The sequence below is a fragment of the Nocardiopsis quinghaiensis genome (assembly GCF_008638365.1).
In the GTDB taxonomy this organism is placed as follows: Bacteria; Actinomycetota; Actinomycetes; order Streptosporangiales; family Streptosporangiaceae; genus Nocardiopsis; species Nocardiopsis quinghaiensis.
Genome location: NZ_VWVU01000007.1, coordinates 148,355 through 166,794 on the forward strand (window position 1 = coordinate 148,355; position 18,440 = coordinate 166,794).

Sequence of the window (18,440 nt, forward strand, 5' to 3'; positions counted from 1 at the left end):
CGAAAACGGCTGGACGCGATGGCCGGAACCGGCCAGGATGACGCCTGCCGGAAGAGTGGAGGGGCGCGGTGGAGCACACAGGGGTCCGGCCGATGCGGCCGGAGGACACGTCCCGTCTGGTGGGGGTGTCGCTGGCGGCGGACACGGTGTTCGCCGACGCGGGAGTGGTCCTGCCCCCGGACGACCCCGGGGAGATGCTCGCGCACGCGGAGCGGGTCCTGGTGGCCGACGACCCGGTGACGGGCGCCCCCGTGGTCGGCCTGGCCGCGACCGTGACCGTGGACGGCCACCCGCACCTGGAGCAGCTCGCCGTGCGTCCCGGCCACGGCGGGCGCGGCGTCGGCGGCGCCCTGCTGGGGGCGGTGTGCGCCGAGGCGGCGGCCGCCGGTCACACCCGCCTCACCCTCACCACCTTCCGCGACCTGCCGTGGAACGGCCCCTGGTACGCGAGGCGGGGCTTCACCGTGCTGCCCCGGGAGGAGTGGGGCCCCGGTCTGGAGCAGGTGTGGGAGACCGAGGAGCGGGCGGGTGTCCGGGTGCTGCCGCGTGTGGTGATGGTGCGGGAGCTGTCCCCGCCGGCCTGAGGATCCCCCGGCCACGCGCTCCGGCCGGTACCGGCCCGTCATGGCCGTGGTCCTCGCGAGGCCTGGGATCGGGGCGCCGTGTCCCCCGCGCCGGAGGCCCCCTCGCAGAACCCAGAGCGCGTTTCGAGCCGTCACCAGCCTCCGGAGGGGACCGGTGGTCCGGTCGCCGGACCCGTGGCGCCACGGGGTACGCCCGTGCCCCGGCCGGGTGAGGAGGAGCCGGGGCACGGTACGGGCAGAGGCCATGGGAGGGCTCCCATGGCCCCGGGGGGCACCGGTCACACGGTGGAGGAGAACACGTCCTCCCTGGCGCGTTCGAGGGCGTGCAGGAGCGCGCCGCGCACGACCGGGCTGCCCTCCACCCCGCCCAGGGCGACCTCGGTGGTGTTGGGAGCAATGCGGGCGGTGGCCGCCTGGACCCGCTCGGCGAGCTTGGCGCCGCCCGCGCGGGCGACGTCGCCGCCGAGCACCACCAGGCCGGGGTCGAGGATGACCGTGACGGCGGCCACGCCCCGGGCCAGGCGCTCGGCGAAGGCGTCCAGGAAGGCGTCCCCCCGCGGGGTCCCCGAGGCGGCCGCCGCCGCGACGACCTCGGTGACGTCGGTGCCCTCGATGCCGTACCCGGCGGCGAGTTCGACCACCTGTCCGGCCTTGACCAGGGCCTGGAAACCGTGCGGCAGTTCGCGGTTGGCACCGTCGCGCAGGGACTCGTAGCCGCCGGACAGTCCCACGTCGGTGGGCATGGGGGCACCGGGCACGGGCAGGTAGCCGATCTCGCCCGCGCCGCCGGAGCGTCCCCGGTGGATGCGGCCGTCGATCATGGTGGACATGCCGACGCCGCCGTTGGCGCTGAGCCAGATGAGGACGAACTCGGCCACGCCCGAGGCGGCGCCCTCGGCGTGCTCGGCCAGGGCGGCCAGGTTGACGTCGTTCTCGATCATGACCGAGCGCTCGAGGTCGGCGCGCAGGGCCTCCAGGACGCCCTCGTGCCAGGACATCAGGTCGAAGGAGAAGCGGATGTCGCCGGTGCGGGGGTCGACGACGCCCGGGGTACCGATGACGCAGGCGCGGACCCTGTCCAGGGGGACCCCGGCGGTGTCGGCCAGGCGCATCACCGCGGTGTGCACGAGCGCGACGGGGTCGTCTGAGGCGCGGGGGTCGACGGTGACGTCGCTGATGATCCTCCCGGTGATGTCGGCGATCGTCGCGGTCACCCGCTGCGCGCTGACGTCCAGGGCGGCGACGTAGGCGCTCTCGGGCACCACCGCGTACAGGGCGGCGTTGGGCCCCCGCCCTCCTGCCCGACTGCCCACCACGCGCACCAGGTCCCGCTCCTCCAGCCGCGCCAGCAGTTGGGAGGCCGTTACCTTGGACAGACCGGTCCGCGTTCCCAGCTGAGTCCTGGTCAAAGGCCCCGCGGACAGCAGTAGTTCCAGCGCCGCGCGATCGTTGAGCTGGCGTAGCAGCCGGGGCGTCCCTGGACGTTGAGACATAACCGTGACACCTCACCCTGTTTTTATTAGGAAAGTTTCCTGTTAATTTAGCTCACAACCTCACAGGAGGTCACGTCCTGGCAGGCCCGCTTTTCGGGCCCTTCCGGTACCCGCGCCGGCGGGGCGGCCAACGTGCTATCCCAGCACAATCCCCACGAAGACGTCGAGTCGCGGGGTGGTCCCTCGATCATCCCAGTCGATTCGAGCACAGGCGTCGAACCCCAGCGCGCCGTGCGAAGGGAGAAGAGGTACACATGAGGTTCCCCAAGATCGCCGCGGCCACGGCCGTGGTACTGCTCGCCGCGGCATGCGGTGGCAACTCCGAATCCGGTGGCGGCGGTGAGGCCGACAGCCTGACCGTCTGGGTCATGGGCACCTCCCAGGAGCCCCTCGTCGAGTACTTCGAGGACACCGAGGCACGCTTCCAGGAGAGCCACCCGGGTGTCTCCGTCGAGGTCGAGTTCATCCCGTGGCCCGACGCGCAGGAGTCCATCACCAACGCCCTCGCCGGCGGTGACGCCCCCGACGTCCTGGAGGTCGGCAACGACCAGGTCTCGAACTGGGCCTCGCAGGGCGCCCTGCTGGACATCACCGACCAGGTCGAGGGCTGGGACGCCGCCGCGGGCATCGACGAGGAGGCCCTGGAGTACGGCACCTACGAGGGTGTCCAGTACGGCGTTCCGTGGTTCTCCGGTGTGCGCACCCTGTACTACCGCGCGGACTGGCTGGAGGGGCTCGGCCACGAGCCGCCGAAGACCTGGGACGAGCTGGTCGAGGTCGCCGAGGACATCGAGACCGAGCACGACGTCCCCGGTTTCGCCGCGCCGACCGACTTCACCAACGGCATCGCCAGCTTCATCTGGAGCAACGGCGGCGAGATCGCGGTGCAGGACGGCGACGTGTGGGAGGGCAGGCTCACCGACCCCGCCACCGTCGAGGCCATCGAGTTCTACGCGAGCCTGAGCACCGACGGCATCTCCCCCCAGGACTACGTCGGACAGAACGAGCTCATCGCCCTGGCCGACATGGCCAACAGCGAGCTGGGCATGTACATCGACGGCGGCTGGGCGGTCAGCTCCATGGAGGAGCAGGCCGCGGACCCGTCCGTCGTCGAGAACATCGCCTCCGCGCCGATCCCCGGCGCCGACGGCATCGCCCCGGCCTTCGCGGGCGGCTCCGCCCTGACGGTGTTCACCACCACCGAGCACCCGGACCTGGCCTTCGACCTGCTGACCGTCCTCGGTGACGAGGAGGGCGGCAAGGGCTACGCCGACGTGGCGGGCTTCTTCCCGGCCTACCCGCACCTGCTGGAGAGCGACGAGTACCAGGAGGACCCCGACCGCGCCGCCGCCGCCACGCAGATGCAGAACACCCGCTTCTTCCCGACCACCCCGCGCTGGACCGCAGCCGACCAGGACAGCAAGATCCTGCCGGGCGCCGTGCTGGAGATCGTGCAGGGCGGCGACCCCGAGGAGGTCCTGGAGGCGGCCAACGAGGAGCTCACCTCGATCCTCAACGAGCCGGTCGAGTAGCCGGACCCGACTCACTGTGTAGAGCTGTGCGCGGGCGGGGCCCGCACCAGGACCCCGCCCGCCGCGCCCGGCCCACTCGATTGAGAAGACCATGCCACAAACCGTCGAACCAGCGGCCGAGCGCGAGGCCGAGAGGCCCGTCAGGGCCCCCGTGACCGAACCCGCGCCGCGCCGCCGCAAGTTTCCCACCCCGTACCTGCTCATAGCCCCGGCCCTGATCCTGCTCGCGATCGTGCTGCTGTGGCCGATCGTGCAGATGGTGTGGTACTCGCTCACCAGCTTCACCACCCGCAACCTCCTGCCGAACCAGCCCGGGCCGGCATGGAACGGCTTCGCCCACTACCAGTCACTGCTGACCGACCCCGAGTTCTGGGCGATCCTGCGCAACACGGTCGTCGTCTGCACACTGATGGTCGGCATCACGATGGTGCTGGGCACTCTCGTGGGGCTGCTGCTGCACAAGCTCCCCAATTGGTTCTCGGGGATCGTGGCCCTCGGCATGATGCTCGCCTGGGCCACCCCTGCGCTGAGCGCCTCACTGGTCTTCCGCTGGCTGTTCCTGCCCGAGCGGGGACTGGTCAACGTCGCGCTGGACGGACTGCCGGACTGGCTGGTGGGCGACGGCTGGCTGGAGTACAACTGGTTCCTCGAACCGCTCTCGCTGTTCTCCATCCTGATCACGGTGATCGTCTGGCAGTCCTTCCCCTTCGTCGCGGTCTCCGTCCTCGCCGGGCTCAAGAGCATCCCGCACGAGCTGTACGAGGCCGCGAGGATGGACGGCGCCAGCGCCTGGAAGGCCTTCTGGAACGTCACGTTCCCGATGCTGCGTCCGCTGTTCGCCCTGCTCCTGGTCCTGCAGATCATCTGGGACCTGCGGGTGTTCACCCAGCTGTACATCCTGGCCAACAGCTTCCAGAACAAGGACGTCTACCTGCTCTCGTACTACATCTACCAGCAGGGCTTCAGCGCCAGCCCGGCCAACTACGGCATGGGCTCGGCGATCGCGGTGGTCATGACCGTGATGATCCTCGCCGTCACCGCGTACTACCTGCGCATCATGATCCGCCAGGGGGAGACCCGATGACCGCGACCGACGACACCACCCGCCCCGCCCCGCGCGAACGCGCCACCGGGAGCGCCGAGGCCGGCGGAGCGGGCCGCTCCGGACGCGCCCGCCGCCGCGGTACGACGCGCCGCCTGCGCTCGGTCCCGCTGTACCTGGCCGGCGTCGCGGTGTTCCTGTTCTCCGTCTTCCCGGTGTACTGGATGGTCATCACGGCCCTCAAGCCGGTGGGCGAGATCTTCACCCGGGACCAGACCGTCTTCCCGAGGACACCGACGCTGGAGCACTTCGACAGGGTGCTCAACGGCCAGCTGATCCCGGGCGTGAACTTCTGGCAGTTCCTCGGCAACAGCCTGTTCGTCACCGTCGCGGCCGTGGCCATGGGAGCGTTCCTGTCCCTGCTGGCCGCCGTGGCCGTGGCCCGGTTCCGCTTCCGGCTGCGCACCACCTTCATCATCCTGCTGATGGTGATCCAGATGGTGCCGATGGAGGCGATGATCATCTCGATCTTCATCAACTTCCGCCAGCTGTCCGACGTGAGCGGCATGCAGCTGCTCGGCAACCTGTCCGGCCTGCTCATCGTGTACACGGCCGTGTCCCTGCCGATCACCATCATGATGCTGCGGGGCTTCGTCGCCGCGGTGCCCAAGGAGCTGGAGGAGGCCGCGGCCATCGACGGCGCCGGCCCCTGGACCGTCTTCTGGCGCGTCCTGATGCCGCTGGTCGCGCCGGGCCTGGTCGCGGCGAGCATCTTCGCCTTCATCACCGCCTGGAACGAGTTCATCGTCGCCCTGACGTTCCTGGGCCGCAGCACGGACAACTACACGCTGCCGCTGACCCTGTCCTACTACTTCGGCCGCTTCGGCACCGAGTGGGGACCGATCATGGCGGCCTCCACGCTGCTGACCATCCCCGTGATGCTCTTCTTCCTGTTCGTCCAGCGGCGCATGGTCTCCGGCCTGACCATGGGCGCGGTCAAGGGCTGACCGCCTCCCGCCGGGGCGGGTTCCGCGCGACGGGCGCCGTGGAACCCGCCCCGGACACGCACGCCCCCGACCACGTACCCGCCCCCACGCCACCCGTCTGCCCCGCCCCGGGCACCCCTTCGCTCACCGAACGGAGTCCGTCATGCCGTACGACCCGACCCTGGCACGCCTGGCCAACGCCACGCTGCTGGTGCCCTTCGAGTCCTACCACGCCCCACGCTGGGTCCTGGATGGTCTGGCGGACGGCATCTCCGGTGTCTGCCTGTTCCACAACAACCTCGACGGTCCGGAGCAGGTGACCGCGTTGAACGCCTCCCTGGCCGAGGCCACCGACACCCCGCTGATCTCCCTGGACGAGGAGGGCGGCGACGTCACCCGCATCGGCCAGGCGCGGGGCAGCGACTACCCGGGCAACGCCGCGCTGGGCGCGGTGGACGACCCCGACCTGACCCGCGCCACCCTTCGCTCCCTGGGCGGGCGCCTGGCCGAGCTGGGCTTCAACCTGGACCTGGCCCCGTCGGTGGACGTCAACGTCGCCGACGACAACCCGGTGATCGGTACCCGCTCCTTCGGCGCCGACGCCGAACTCGTGGCCCGCCACGCGGCCGCGGCCGTGCTGGGCCTGCAGGAGGCGGGCGTGGCCGCGTGCGCCAAGCACTTCCCCGGCCACGGCGCCACCTCCCAGGACTCCCACCACGTGCTGCCGCGCGTGGAGGCCGACGCCGACCTGCTGCGGCGCCGCGAGCTGGTGCCGTTCCGGGCGGCGGTGGAGGCGGGGGTCCGGTCGATCCTGACCGCGCACATCGAGATGCCGGGGCTGGGCGGTGACGGTCCGGCCACGCTCACCCCGCGCATCCTCAACGAGCTGCTCCGCGGAGAGCTGGGCTTCACCGGGACCGTGGTCAGCGACGCCATGGAGATGCAGGGCGTCAGCGGCCGGATCGGTATCCCCGAGGCCAGCGTGCGCGCGGTGGTCTCCGGGGTGGACCTGCTGTGCCTGGGCAGGTTCGTCTACGCCGACCAGGTCGAACTGGTCCGCGCCGCCCTGGTGGATGCGGTCCGCGAGGGCCGCCTGTCCGGGGAACGCCTGGAGGAGGCCGCCGCGCGCAACGCCGAACTGCGCACCTGGATCCGGGAGTCGGCCTCCCGGCGCGCGGCAGTCCCCGAGGCCGACGGCGTGGGCCTGGCCGGCGCCCGCCGGGCGGTGCTCGTGAACGGCGACCTGCCGCCGCTGAGGGACCCGTACGTGGTGGAGGTGGACGCCCCCTCCGGCATGGCGGTGGGCGAGGTCCCGTGGGGCCTGGGCCCCTGGTTCCCCGACGTCGAGCGGGTCTCCCCCGAGGAGGGGCACGCCGAACGGCTGGCGGCCAACGCCCGGGACCGTGACCTGGTCGTGGTGGTGCGGGACGCGCACCGCTATCCCGGCACCCGGGCGCTCGTGAACCGCCTGCTCGGCCTCCGTCCGGGGGCCGTGGTGGTGGAGATGGGCCTGCCCATCTGGCGCCCCGTGTGCGGGGCCCACGTGAGCACCTACGGTGCCGCGCACGTGAACGGCCTGAGCGCGGCCGAGCTGCTGGGCGGCGCGGTGGGCGTCCCCTCCCCCTCCCCCTCCCCCGGCGGGAGCTGATCCCCTCCCGCCCCGGCGGGTGGAGAGGGACACACGGACGCGGGCGGGCCGGGTCGGGAACGTCACCGATGTCCCCGAAACCCGGTAGGAGAAGTACCCTTGCCCTGAAGCACTCCGGCCGTCGGCGCACATGTCGGCGTCCGGTGCCCCATTCGCCCTTCTAACCACGGCATAATCACAGCATGCGCCTTTCAGCCCGGGTCGACTACGCGCTACGCGCGGCGGCGGAGCTTGCCGTCGCCGAGGAGGGGCCGGTGACGGCCGAGCAACTCGCACGCGCGCAGGCCATCCCCGGAAAATTCCTCGAGAACATCCTCACCCAGCTACGCCGTGCCGGCCTGGTGCGCAGCCAGCGCGGCCCCGTCGGCGGCTACTGGCTGGCCCGTCCGGCGGCGGAGATCTCCCTGGCCGACATCATCCGCGCGGTCGACGGACCGCTCGCCAACGTGCGCGGGGAGCGCCCCGAACACGTCGACTACGACGGTGCGGCCCGCAGCCTGCAGCAGGTGTGGATCGCCCTGCGCGCGAGCGAGCGCGTCATCCTGGAGGGCGTCAACCTCCAGCACCTGGTGACCAACGAGCTGCCCGCGACGGTGCGGACCCTGGCCGAGGACCCCGAGGCCTGGGTCAACCACACCCACCGCTAGGGCGTGTGTCCGCCGAACACGCCCCGCCCCGCCACGGCCGGAGCCTCCCGCCACCCCGGCGGTCCCGCGTGCGGGAGGGCCTCCGGACACGCGAAAGGAGCCGACCTCCCGGTCGGCTCCTTCACATGGTCACGATGGCGATGGACGGACAGTTCCGAGGTGGGGGTCAGACCCCCACCATGTCGGCGACATGGGGAACGCGATCCGGTACCGGGTCGATGCCGAGGTCCTGGGCGGAGACGGGGTCGGTCGTGACCGAGTCGCCCAGCAGCGCGGCCTCCTGCAGCTCGGCGAGGGCAAGCTGGTCGGAGACCTCCCTCAGTACCTGGGAGAGCGGGACCCCGAGGGCCCCGCAGATCGAGGAGAGCAGTTCGGAAGAGGCTTCCTTCTGCCCGCGCTCGACCTCCGACAGGTAGCCGAGGGATACACGTGCATCGGCCGACACCTCGCGGAGGGTGCGGCCCTGGCGCTGCCGGAGCCGCCTGAGCACGTCACCAAGTAGGTGACGAAGCAGGACCATCATTCGCGCTCCCTCCCACCGGTAGCGACCTTCATATACAACACCGTACCTGCCCCACGCCCGATTCGGGCACCTCTTGCCGTCCTGTTCGCTGGAGGGGGAACCACGTCCGAGGGTGGTTTTGTTCCCCTCGACGAGGGGAGGAGGGACCAACCGAAAGGTTCAGGCCCGGGTGCTTCCCTCCACACTCCCGCGAACGACCGAGTCCAGGAGCGACAGTGCCCCCTCGACCGTTCGGTATCGGATACCCGCACGGTCCCCGGTGAAACGGAACTGATGGACACGGGTCCGGTCACCGGGCGTGGCGACGGCCGCGTAGACGGTGCCGACGGGCTGTCCGTCCTGGGCGTCGGGGCCGGCCACACCGGTCACCGCGACGCCGTAGTCGGCCTCCAGCAGTCGGCGGACGCCGAGCGCCATGTGCTCGGCCACCCCGGGGTGGACGGCGCCGTGTTCGGCCAGGAGGTCCTCCGGAACGCCCAGCAGGCCGGCCTTGGCGTCGGTGGCGTAGGCGACCACGCCGCCCCGGTAGGAACCGGAGGAGCCGGGGATGGCGGTCAGGTGGGCGCCGATCAGGCCGCCGGTCAGCGACTCGGCGGTGGCGCAGGTGGCACCGCGGTCCAGCAGGGCCCGGTGGGCGGCCCCGGCCGCAGTGAGTGCTCCGGACCGGGACTCCGGCTCCTCCGGGCCCGGGCGGCCCCGGTCCTCCTCCCGCCTCACCCCGCGCGCCCCCCGCGGGCACGGACCGCGCGGACGGCGTCGAGCACGTAGGTCAGGCCGGTCCACAGTGTGACCGCGAGCGCCGCTCCCATCACCACGTGGGCGAACCAGGTGAGGACGCCGCTGAGGGGAAGCACCTGCAGGGGGAACAGGTAGACGCTGATCGCGACGATCTGCAGGACCGTCTTGAGCTTGCCGCCCTGGCTGGCGGGCATGACCACGTAGCGCAGGACCGCGAAGCGCAGCGCCGTGATGCCCCATTCGCGGACCAGGATGGCGAGGGTGACCCACCACCACAGGTCGCCCTGCAGGGAGAGCACCACCAGCGCGGCGCCGGTGAGCGCCTTGTCGGCGATGGGGTCGGCGATCTTGCCGAAGTCGGTGACCAGGTTGTGCCGGCGGGCGAGCTCGCCGTCGACGCGATCGGTGATGGCGGCCAGCACGAAGACCGCGAAGGCGGCGAACCGCCACCAGGAACCGTCCAGGAACATGAACCACACGAAGAGCGGCACCATGAGCAGGCGGCTCATCGTGAGGATGTTCGCGATGTTCCACAGCGGAACGTGGGGGCCGGGCGTGGCCGCGGACTCGTGATCGTTCATCTTTGTGCGGCTTCCGGCTGGGCGTCGTCCTGCTCCGCGACGAGGTCGGCGCCGGCCGACTGGATGACGGTGGCACGCACCAGGTCGCCGACGGCGAGGTCCCCGCCGTACAGGATCGTACTGCCGTCCACCTCGGGGGCCTGGTGCTCGGCGCGGCCCTCATAGGCCCCGTCCTCCAGCACCGACTCCACCAGGACCGTCACCTGTGAGCCGATCCGCTCCTCGGCGCGCTGGGCCATCAGCTCCTCGGAGAGCCGGTTGAGCCGGTCCACACGCTCGGCGACGACCTCGTCGGGCAGTCTGCCCTCGTGGGTCGCGGCCTCGGTGCCGTCCTCGTCGGAGTAGCCGAACACGCCGATGGCGTCCAGGCGTGCCTCGGTGAGGAAGGAGACCAGATCCTCGAACTCGGCCTCGGTCTCGCCGGGGAAGCCGACGATGAAGTTGGAGCGGGCACCGGCACCGGGCGCGCGCACCCGGACCGTGTCCAGCAGTTCCAGGAAGCGCTCGCGTTCGCCGAAGCGCCGCATACGGCGCAGGAGGGCGCCGCTGGCGTGCTGGAAGGACAGGTCGAAGTAGGGGACCACGCCGGGGGTGCCGGTGAGGACGTCCACCAGCCCGGGGCGGACCTCGGCGGGCTGGAGGTAGCTGACCCGGACCCGTTCCAGGCCCTCGACGGCGGCCAGGCGGGGCAGGAGCGCCTCCAGGGCGCGCACGTCGCCCAGGTCCTTGCCGTAGGAGGTGGAGTTCTCGCTGACCAGGAACACCTCGCGGACGCCCTCTCCGGCCAGCCACTCGGCCTCGCGGACGATCTCGTCGGGATGGCGGGAGACGTAGGCACCGCGGAAGGTGGGGATCGCGCAGAAGGTGCAGCGCCGGTCGCAGCCGGAGGCGATCTTGAGGTTGGCCACCGGACCGCCGGTCAGGCGGCGGCGCGGGATGGCGGCGCGGTAGGGCAGCTCGGTGCCCTCGGCCCCCGCGAAGTCGGTGAAGTGGCCGGGCACGTGCGCCTGGGAGTCGTCGCGCTCGGCCGGGCTGATCGGCAGCAGGGTGCGCCGGTCACGGGGGTCGTGGGGGACGAGGGAACGCCCGGCCACGACGTCGTCGAGGCGGTCGGTGATGGCGGCGTAGTCGTCGAAGCCGATGACCTGCGCCTCGGGCAGGGCCTCGGCGAGCTCGGAACCGTACCGCTCGGCCATACACCCGGCGGCGACGACCTTCCCCCCCTTGTCGGCGGCCCCCAGGAGGGTCTCGATGGAGTCCTGTTTGGCCGCCTCGATGAACCCGCAGGTGTTGACGAGGGTGACGTCGGCCTCGGTGTCGCCGTCAACGAGGTCCCAGCCGCCAGCCGACAGGCGCCCGGCCAGCTCTTCGGAGTCGACCTCGTTACGCGCACACCCCAGGGTGACAAGTGAGACAGTACGGCGCGATGACATGGCTTCCAAGCATGTGGGAGAGCTTCGAGTGGTGCGGGGGCCGGACCGGTCACGGTTGAACCCTGTCCGGGGCGCGGCGTCGCATGGCGCCGCCCGCAGCCCCCCACACTACCCTGACCGGCTCACCCTCCCGCACTCCGGTCAGGGTTCGCGCCGGCAGCCGACGGCGCCGTCACTGGACCAGGCCGTCCGCGCCGATGGTGACCTCCTTGACCTCCCCGGGCAGCCCGAGGGGTTCGAGTTCCTCTCCGTCGACGGTGACGCTGATCGCCCCGGCGTCGCCGATCCACAGGTCGATGGCCTCCTCGGTCGTGTAGTCCCGCTTCTCGCCCTCCAGTAGGAAACCGACGTACCGGCTCTCGCCGTCGGCCCCCGTGACCTCGATCCAGCTGCGGGCGGAGGCGCTGAGTTCGACGGTGAACTCGGCGGGCTCCGGCGGAGCCGCCTCGGCGGCCTCCTTCGCGCCGCCGGGGTCCACGGCGGAGCCGACGGTGCTCTCACCGGTGGAGGAGTCGAAGGCGGCCCGCAGCGGGTTGCCCGCGTCCCAGTCCTGCCAGGTGCGGACACCGATGAGGACGGACAGGACCACAAGGGCGCCGACGACGGCCCAGGGCCAGTGGCGCCGGACCGCCTCGACCCGCCTGTGGCCGACGGCGCCGAAGGGACGCGGCGCGGGTCCGCCGCCGCGCGCCCTGCCGCCTCCGGCGTGCCTGCCGCCCCGGAGCACGCCGTTCGCCGGCCTGCCGTACACGGGGATTCCGTTCACGGGCCCTTCGTGCGCGTGCCCTCCTTCGTGCGCGTGCCCTCCTTCGTGCGCGGGCCCCCCGCCGGGGACGTGGTGCCCGTCGGGGACGTACTGCCCGTCGGGAAGGTACCGCCCGTCGGGGACGTGGTGCCCTCCGTGGTACTCCTCCCCCGCGTCACGGGGTTCGGGGACCCGTGCGGACCGGGCGTCCCGGAGATCCTCCTCCTCCGCCGGGCGGCCCAGGATCTGCCCGCGTTCGAAGTGGCCCCAGCGCTGAGCGCCGACGCCGGAGTCGTCGTCGCCGAAGCGGTGCGTCGGTGACGAGGACCGTGCGTCCTCCCGCGTGGCCGCCGCGGCGCGCGCCGCGGCGGCCGCACGGATCCCCTCGGGTGTGGCCGCCGGGTGGCGCTGCGGAGAGACGAAGGCGGGTATGGCGCCGCTGGCGTGTTCGCGGTCGTACTCGGCCAGGAGCGGTGCCGGGTCCAGGCCGAGCGCGCGGCAGATGCCGCGGATGTGTCCGCGTGCGTAGAAGTCCCCGCCGCAGGGGATGAAGTCCTCCTGCTCGATGCCCATGAGAACAGGTTCCCGGATACGTGTACGGGCGCTGAGGTCCGCGACCGTGTACCCCGCCGCGACTCGGGCGGCGGACAGGGTCTGGCCGATCGTCGCCATGCGCACTCCCCCCGCTACTGTGCGTTGATGCCGAGACCCACTCTGCCTGCTCAAGGGGCATTTACGCAGGTCACCACGCCCCATGAAGCCCCCAAGATCACACCAAATCGGGCAGGCACGTTTCTAAGGGATGCGAGTGGAGGTTCGGGAAAGTCCGTGACACGGGATCCACCGAACCCCCGACCCGCCCGGGACACACCCGGCTCCGGGCGGGTCAGGAGCCGCGGATGTCCTCCAGGACGGCGGGCAGGTCGTCGGGGGTGACCAGCACGTCGCGGGCCTTGGACCCCTCGCTGGGGCCGACCACGTCGCGGCTCTCCATGAGGTCCATCAGGCGGCCCGCCTTGGCGAAGCCGACGCGCAGCTTGCGCTGGAGCATGGACGTGGACCCGAACTGGGTGGTGACCACCAGCTCGACGGCCTGCAGGAGCAGGTCGAGGTCGTCGCCGATGTCCTCGTCGATCTCCTTCTTCTTGGTCGCGGGGGCGGCCACGTCCTCGCGGTAGCTGGGCGCGGACTGCTTCTTGCAGTGGTCGACGATCCCCCGGATCTCCTTCTCCGCGACCCAGGCGTTCTGGAGGCGGATGGGCTTGCCCGCGCCCATCGGCAGGAAGAGGGCGTCGCCCTTGCCGACGAGCTTCTCGGCCCCGGGCTGGTCGAGGATGACCCGGCTGTCGGACAGGCTGGAGGTGGCGAAGGCCAGGCGGGAGGGCACGTTGGCCTTGATCAGGCCGGTGACGACGTCGACGCTGGGCCGCTGGGTGGCCAGCACCAGGTGGATGCCGGCGGCGCGGGCCAGCTGGGTGATGCGCACGACGGCGTCCTCCACGTCGCGGGGGGCGACCATCATCAGGTCGGCCAGCTCGTCCACGATCACCAGCAGGTAGGGATAGGGCTCGTACTGGCGCTCGCTGCCGGGCGGGGCGGTCAGCTCACCGGTGCGCACGGCGGCGTTGAAGTCGTCTATGTGCCGGTACCCGGAGGCGGCCAGGTCGTCGTAGCGGCGGTCCATCTCCCCCACCACCCACTGCAGGGCCTCGGCGGCCCGCTTGGGGTTGGTGATGATGGGGGTGATCAGGTGCGGGATGCCCTCGTACATGGTCAGCTCGACCCGTTTGGGGTCGACCAGGATCATCCGCACCTCGTCGGGCGTGGCGCGCATCATCAGCGAGGTGATCAGCCCGTTGATGCAGGTGGACTTACCCGCGCCGGTGGCACCGGCGACCAGCACGTGCGGCATCTTGGCCAGGTTCGCGACCACGTTGGAACCCTCGACGTCCTTGCCCAGGCCGACCAGCATGGGATGGTCGTCCGAGGTCGCCGCCGGGGACCGCAGCACGTCGCCCAGGCTCACGATGTCCTTGTCGGTGTTGGGGATCTCCACACCGATCGCGGACTTGCCGGGGATGGGCGACTGGATGCGCACGTCGGCGCTCTTGACGGACAGGGAGATGTTCTTGGCCAGGGCGGTGACCTTCTCGACCTTGACCGCCGGGCCCAGCTCGATCTCGTAGCGGGTCACCGTCGGACCGCGGGTGAAGCCGGTGACGTCGGCGTCGATGTTGAACTGGGTGAGCACCCCGGACAGGGCCGCCACGACCTCGTCGTTGGCCTTGGTGCGCGGCTTGGACGGGCTGCCGGGCTTGAGCATGGTCGGCGCGGGCAGCTCGTAGTCGCCCTCCACCACGCGGGAGGGGATGGTCAGCTGCTCGGTGGTGGCGGGCGCCGGTGTGGGGTCGGGGACCGCCGCCTTCTTCCTCCCCCGCGCGGCCCTCCTCCCGGCTCCGGCCTCCTCGGCCGTCTCCGTTCCCGTTCCCGTCTCCTCGGCCCCGGCCGGCAGGGCGGACTTCTCCTCCTCGCCGGTGAGCGCGGGGACCGCGGGTTCACCGGGCAGCACCGGGCTGTCGTAGGGGCGCTCGTGGTCGCCCGCCACGGTTCCGCCGCTCTTCCTCCCGGGCTTGCGCCCGCGCGCCCTGGCGGGCTTCCTCTCCGTGTCGGCGCCCAGGATGCCGATCCCCGAGTCGGGTCCGTCGTCGCGCTCCATGAGTGCGGTGAACAGGGTCTGCAGGCGCTCGGGGATACGTCGGATGGGGGTGGCGGTGACCACCAGGACGCCGAAGACCAGCACCAGGAACAGCAGCACCCCGGTCAGCCAGGGGGTGACCACGGCGCTGAGCGGCCCGGAGGCGACGAAGCCGATGAGCCCGCCCGCCCCCTGGAGGGCCTCCAGGCCGTCGGAGGGCCGCGGGATGCCGCGGGCGATGTGGATCAGTCCGAGCAGGCCCAGCATGATCGCGGTGAAGCCGATGAACAGACGTCCCGCGTCACCCTCCCGGCCGTTGCCGGGGGTACGCATCAGCCTGATCGCGACCGGCAGGAACAGCAGCGGCAGGATCGGGGAGAACGTGCCGAAGCCGCCGGCCACGACCATGCGGGTGTACTCCAGCAGCAGCCCGTCGCTGCGCCACCACACGGCGGCGGCGATGAGGATCCCCGCGGCGAGCAGGACCAGCCCGGCCCCGTCGCGGCGCAGGTCGGGGTCCAGCCCCCGGGTGCTGCGGCCCACCGCCCGGGCTGAGCCGCCGACGGTGTGCGCGACCAGTTTCCACAGCACCAGCAGGAACTGGCCGAACATGGTGACGGCGAGGGCGATCGGCCCGTCGGGCATGCGCTTCCTCGCCGCGGACTTGCGCGTGGCGGGCTTCTTGCGTCCGGAACCTCCGGAGGAGGCGCGCGTGGCCATCGGGGGTCACCTCCGGGAGAACGGGGTCGTTCGTGCGGTCGGGCAGGACGGCCCGCCACGGCGAGCAGCCTACTGGGGTGTCCACGCCGTCCGCCTCCCACGGGACGGCGTGTCGCCCGAACGGAGCGGCGTGTCGCGCTTCCGCCCGAGGACGCGCGGCCCCGGGAACGCGAGCGGCCCGGGCGCGCCGTGGCGCGTCCGGGCCGCTCGCCGTACCGTGTTCCGGGTCAGACCTCGACCAGAACGGGGATGATCATGGGACGACGCCGGTAGTTGTCGCTGACCCAGCGGCCCGTGTTGCGGCGGATGAGCTGCCGCAGCTGGTGGGGGTCGTTGACCCCGTCCCGGGCCGCCTTGTCCAGGGCGTCCTGGATCCTGTCGACGACGTCGTCGTAGGCGTCCGCGCTGATGCCCGCGCCGCGGGTGTGGATCTCGGGCTCACCGAGGATCTTGCCCGTGGTGGAGTCCACCGCCACGACGACGGAGACGAAGCCCTCATCGCCGAGGATGCGGCGGTCCTTCAGCGAGGCCTCGGTGACGTCGCCGACCGAGGAGCCGTCCACGTACACGTACCCGGCCTGGACCGCGCCGACGATCTTGGCGCGGTTCTTGTACAGGTCCACGGCCACGCCGTCCTCGGCGATGACGATGCGGTCGCTGGGCACGCCCGTGAGCTTGGCCAGGTCGGCGTGGGCACGCATGTGCCGCCACTCGCCGTGCACCGGCATGAAGTTGCGCGGATGCACCATGTTGAGCACGTACATCAGCTCGCCCGCGGACGCGTGCCCGGACACGTGCACCAGGGCGTTGCCCTTGTGCACGACCTTGGCGCCCCAGCGGGTCAGTCCGTTGATCACCCGGTTGACCGAGTTCTCGTTGCCGGGGATCAGTGAGGAGGCGAGCAGGACGGTGTCGCCCTCCTCGATCCGGATCTGGTGGTCCCGGTTGGCCATCCGGCTGAGCGCCGCCATCGGCTCGCCCTGCGAGCCCGTGCAGACCATGAGCACCTCTTCCGGGCGCACCTGGTCGAGCTGCTTGGCGTCGATGATGGTGTCGCCGGGAACGCTCAGGTAGCCCAGGTCGCGCGCGATGTTCATGTTGCGGACCATGGAGCGGCCCACGAACGCGATCTTGCGCCCGTGCTGGACGGCGGCGTCGATGACCTGCTGGACGCGGTGCACGTGCGAGGCGAAGCAGGCCACCACGATGCGCTTCTCGGCCGTCCGGAACACCTTGTCGATGGCCTCGTTCAGGTTGCGCTCGCTGACGACGAAGCCGGGCTGCTCGGCGTTGGTGGAGTCCGACAGCAGCAGGTCGACGCCCTCGTCGCCGAACCGGGCGAAGCCCGCCAGGTCGGTCAGGCGGCCGTCCAGCGGCAGCTGGTCCATCTTGAAGTCACCGGTGTGCAGCACCGTCCCGGCCGGGGTGCGGATGCCCACGGCGAGCGCGTCCGGGATGGAGTGGTTGACCGCGAAGAACTCCAGGTTGAAGGGGCCGCAGTCGTGCCGCTCCCCCTCCTCCACCAGGACGGTCTCCGGCTTGATGCGGTGCTCGCCCAGCTTGGCGGTGATCAGCGCCAGGGTGAGCTTGGAGCCGATGAGCGGGATGTCGGGCCGCTCGCGCAGCAGGAACGGCACACCGCCGATGTGGTCCTCGTGCCCGTGGGTGAGCACGATCGCCTCGACGTCGTCGAGCCGGTCCCGGATGTGGTCGAAGTCCGGCAGGATCAGGTCGACACCGGGCTGCTCCTCCTCGGGGAAGAGCACGCCGCAGTCCACGATGAGCAGGCGCCCGTCGTACTCGAAGACCGTCATGTTGCGGCCGATCTCGCCGAGGCCGCCCAGGGGGACGATGCGCAGGGCGCCCTTGCCCAGGGGCGGCGGCGAGCTCAGCTCGGGGTGCGGATGACTCATACGGATCCCTCCGTGAGGCGCTCGACGCGCACGGCGCTGGCGGGGACGGCCTGGTGCGGGGCCAGACCGATGGGGCCCTTGACGCCCGCGGCGGCCAGGTCCTCGCGCAGGAGGGCCTGGAGCTCGGACGAGGCGTCGGCGAGCGGTGTGCGCACCGGGCCGGAGGGCAGTCCGAACAGGTTGAGGACGGCCTTCGTGGTGATGACGCCCTGGGTGCGGAACATGCCGGTGTAGACCGGGGTGAGGCGGCGGTGGATGGCCAGGGCCTGACCGACCTCGCCCTTCTCGAAGGCGTCGATCATGTCGCGCAGGTCGGAGCCGACGATGTGGCCGACGACGCTGACGAACCCGGCGGCGCCGACGGACAGCAGCGGCAGGTTGAGGATGTCGGTGCCGCAGTAGAAGGCCAGGTCGGTGCGCTCCATGACCCATGAGCTGGCGCCGACGTTGTCCTTGGCGTCCTTGTTGGCCACGATGCGCGGGTGCTCGGCCAGCCGGACCAGGGTCTCGGAGGCGATCGGCGTCCCGGTGCGGTGCGGGATGTCGTAGAGCATGACCGGCAGGTCGGTGGAGTCGGCGATCGACGTGAAGTGCCGGATGAGGCCTTCCTGCGGCGGCTTGTTGTAGTACGGGGTGACCGTCAGCAGGCCGTGTGCCCCCGCCTTCTCGGCCGCCTTGGCCAGCCTGATGCTGTGGCGGGTGTCGTTGGTGCCGACCCCGGCGACGACCGTGGCGCGGTCACCGACGGCCTCCACGACGGACCTGAGGACGCGGTCCTTCTCGTCGTCGCTGGTCGTGGGCGACTCGCCAGTGGTACCGCTGATGATGAGGCCGTCGTTGTGCTGTTCGTCGACGAGGTAGGTGGCCAGTCTGGCCGCGCCCTCGTAGTCGAGCTCCCCGTCTTCGAGCATCGGGGTGACCATAGCGGTCAACATCTTGCCGAACGGGCGGTTCTTGGTGTCCACCATCGTGTGTGAAAGGCGTGCGGACCGCCGCCCGCGGGCGGTGGGGTCCGTGGTAGCCCCTCCTCCTCTCGGTGTGCGTCGGCAGCTGTGGACGTCCCGTGTCTTCCGTGCACGGGTGGGCGGCGCTGCGTGTCCGCCACCACGACCGGCGTGTGCACGACGGTCGCGGGGAAGATCTGTGGTGCCCCTGGGGGC

Annotated in this window: 15 protein-coding genes; 6 read left to right on the forward strand and 9 right to left on the reverse strand. The window is 71.5% G+C overall.

What is annotated here, in order from left to right:
- The first annotated feature begins 92 nt into the window (after window positions 1-92).
- Window positions 93-584, forward strand: a complete 492-nt coding sequence (locus FYX01_RS16045; protein ID WP_150242332.1) for a GNAT family N-acetyltransferase — start codon at window positions 93-95, stop codon at window positions 582-584.
- A 278-nt stretch (window positions 585-862) separates the two neighbouring features.
- On the opposite strand, the gene FYX01_RS16050 is transcribed toward FYX01_RS16045, so the two are convergent.
- Entirely contained in the window at window positions 863-2,077 is a 1,215-nt protein-coding gene (locus FYX01_RS16050; protein WP_150242150.1) for an ROK family transcriptional regulator, read from the reverse strand.
- A 254-nt stretch (window positions 2,078-2,331) separates the two neighbouring features.
- On the opposite strand from FYX01_RS16050, the gene FYX01_RS16055 reads away from it, so the two are divergent.
- From FYX01_RS16055 to FYX01_RS16075, 5 genes are all read left to right on the forward strand, one after another.
- Complete coding sequence (locus tag FYX01_RS16055; protein ID WP_150242152.1) at window positions 2,332-3,609, forward strand: extracellular solute-binding protein; 1,278 nt, start codon at window positions 2,332-2,334, stop codon at window positions 3,607-3,609.
- Window positions 3,610-3,700: 91 nt separating this feature from the next.
- A complete protein-coding gene (locus FYX01_RS16060) occupies window positions 3,701-4,693 on the forward strand; it encodes a carbohydrate ABC transporter permease (protein WP_150242154.1) in 993 nt (330 codons plus the stop codon).
- Window positions 4,690-5,658 carry a carbohydrate ABC transporter permease gene (locus tag FYX01_RS16065; protein WP_150242156.1) on the forward strand — a complete coding sequence of 323 codons (969 nt, stop codon included), beginning with the start codon at window positions 4,690-4,692 and terminating at the stop codon, window positions 5,656-5,658. The genes FYX01_RS16060 and FYX01_RS16065 overlap by 4 nt, the downstream gene beginning before the upstream one ends.
- 142 nt (window positions 5,659-5,800) lie before the next feature.
- Window positions 5,801-7,285: a glycoside hydrolase family 3 protein gene (locus FYX01_RS16070; RefSeq protein WP_150242158.1), complete on the forward strand. Its 1,485-nt coding sequence runs from the start codon at window positions 5,801-5,803 to the stop codon at window positions 7,283-7,285.
- 182 nt (window positions 7,286-7,467) lie between these two features.
- A complete protein-coding gene (locus FYX01_RS16075) occupies window positions 7,468-7,932 on the forward strand; it encodes an RrF2 family transcriptional regulator (RefSeq protein WP_073702555.1) in 465 nt (154 codons plus the stop codon).
- A 166-nt stretch (window positions 7,933-8,098) separates the two neighbouring features.
- Here FYX01_RS16075 and FYX01_RS16080 read toward each other — a convergent pair whose 3' ends face one another.
- The 8 genes from FYX01_RS16080 to dapA form a co-directional block, all read right to left on the reverse strand.
- Window positions 8,099-8,455: a helix-turn-helix domain-containing protein gene (locus tag FYX01_RS16080; RefSeq protein WP_077689304.1), complete on the reverse strand. Its 357-nt coding sequence runs from the start codon at window positions 8,453-8,455 to the stop codon at window positions 8,099-8,101.
- Window positions 8,456-8,614: 159 nt separating this feature from the next.
- A complete protein-coding gene (locus tag FYX01_RS16085) occupies window positions 8,615-9,172 on the reverse strand; it encodes a CinA family protein (RefSeq protein WP_190394351.1) in 558 nt (185 codons plus the stop codon).
- A complete protein-coding gene (gene pgsA / locus FYX01_RS16090) occupies window positions 9,169-9,774 on the reverse strand; it encodes a CDP-diacylglycerol--glycerol-3-phosphate 3-phosphatidyltransferase (RefSeq protein WP_150242160.1) in 606 nt (201 codons plus the stop codon). The genes FYX01_RS16085 and pgsA overlap by 4 nt, the downstream gene beginning before the upstream one ends.
- A complete protein-coding gene (rimO, locus tag FYX01_RS16095) occupies window positions 9,771-11,207 on the reverse strand; it encodes a 30S ribosomal protein S12 methylthiotransferase RimO (protein WP_150242162.1) in 1,437 nt (478 codons plus the stop codon). Before rimO ends, pgsA begins: the two co-directional genes overlap by 4 nt.
- A 172-nt stretch (window positions 11,208-11,379) precedes the next feature.
- Window positions 11,380-12,624: a helix-turn-helix domain-containing protein gene (locus FYX01_RS16100; protein ID WP_150242165.1), complete on the reverse strand. Its 1,245-nt coding sequence runs from the start codon at window positions 12,622-12,624 to the stop codon at window positions 11,380-11,382.
- A 214-nt stretch (window positions 12,625-12,838) separates the two neighbouring features.
- On the reverse strand, window positions 12,839-15,367 hold the full coding sequence (locus FYX01_RS16105; protein ID WP_150242167.1) for a DNA translocase FtsK: 2,529 nt from the start codon (window positions 15,365-15,367) through the stop codon (window positions 12,839-12,841).
- A 227-nt stretch (window positions 15,368-15,594) separates the two neighbouring features.
- Entirely contained in the window at window positions 15,595-17,280 is a 1,686-nt protein-coding gene (locus FYX01_RS16110) for a ribonuclease J (RefSeq protein WP_150242170.1), read from the reverse strand.
- Window positions 17,277-18,248, reverse strand: a complete 972-nt coding sequence (dapA, locus tag FYX01_RS16115; RefSeq protein WP_150242172.1) for a 4-hydroxy-tetrahydrodipicolinate synthase — start codon at window positions 18,246-18,248, stop codon at window positions 17,277-17,279. The genes FYX01_RS16110 and dapA overlap by 4 nt, the downstream gene beginning before the upstream one ends.
- Between the last annotated feature and the right edge of the window lie 192 nt (window positions 18,249-18,440).